We start from the raw sequence: 1,120 nt of genomic DNA, 5'->3' as shown, positions 1-1,120 counted from the left end.
TTTATATCTGGAGACTTGGAAAATAATTATCTAGAAAGGCTTAAGAAAGTTATCGCATAGAGGAAAATATAAGATGAAGCATCAAGGAAGTTGCCACTGTGGTCCGGTCAAGTTTAACTTTGATGGACCTGAAATCGAGAGCGGTTTGCTATGTATTTGTTCAATCTGTCGGCGCAAAGGGGCTGTCATGATGCCCCTCGCGATTGCTGCAAATGATCTGTCTATTGAAACGAGTGTTTAAGTAGCTACCATTTTGGTACTGAGGTGGCAGAACATTTTTTCTGTAATAAATGCGGTATTTACACTTTTCATGAAACGCGCAGGGAGCCTGGTCAATTTAGAGTCAATGTAGTCTGCTTAGATGATGTCGATGCTCGCGCGTTAGAGATTACTGTATTTGATGGTGCTTCTCTGTAATCCAGTATTTAGAAGGTGTCGTTGCTACTTTCTTTAACTGCATCTCTAATTTTCTGCTGTTCCTCAATCAATTGATAAGCGATAAAGTATTTTGAAATGTTGGCGACGTAACTCACCGTTTCTCTGCCTACATGTCTAGCAACGGCATGCTCTACGTTACCAAACCATTTGTTTGGGTCTAAACCAAGTTTTTTTGTTGTTCTTCTCAATCGATGAATTCTTGTTGGTCCAGCGTTGTAAGCAGCAAATGCGAACAGTACCTTATTGGCGTCTGAAATTTTGGGGTCGTTGAAGTAGTGATTGATAATCTTTCTTAAATACTTCACTCCAGCGTGCACATTATTCTCTAGTTCTTTTATGTCTCCCACTTTCATTGATGAACCGGTTTTGGGCATCAATTGCATAATACCAATGGCGCCAACAGGGCTTTTCTTCGAATGATCTAGTGTTGACTCTTGATAGCCTTGAGCGAGTAACATGAGATGATTGAAATCATACAAGTCGGCATATTTTTCAAAAATACCTACCACCGTTTCAAACTTCTCTCTGCTGTCCTCTGTAAGAGCCTTCTTGGCCCAGTAAGGGTTTTCTAAGTACCTATTTTTTACGATATTGCCGAACAGTGTTCCGCTTCGGTGACGCTTGAGAAAACGATTTACTTCATAAATAAGGTTTGGCGTATTCTTTCGGACAGCCCAAGCAA

1 protein-coding gene is annotated in these 1,120 nt (G+C 40.5%); it reads right to left on the bottom strand.

The annotated features are described in order from the left end of the window. Positions 1-425: 425 nt before the first annotated feature. A partial coding sequence (locus A3762_RS03985) for a transglycosylase SLT domain-containing protein (RefSeq protein ID WP_156493212.1) occupies positions 426-1,120 on the bottom strand: 695 nt, incomplete at its 5' end.

Source organism: Oleiphilus sp. HI0125, from assembly GCF_001635355.1.
The sequence above is the reverse complement of the archived record's forward strand: the minus strand, read 5'-3'. Positions and strand labels throughout refer to the sequence as shown.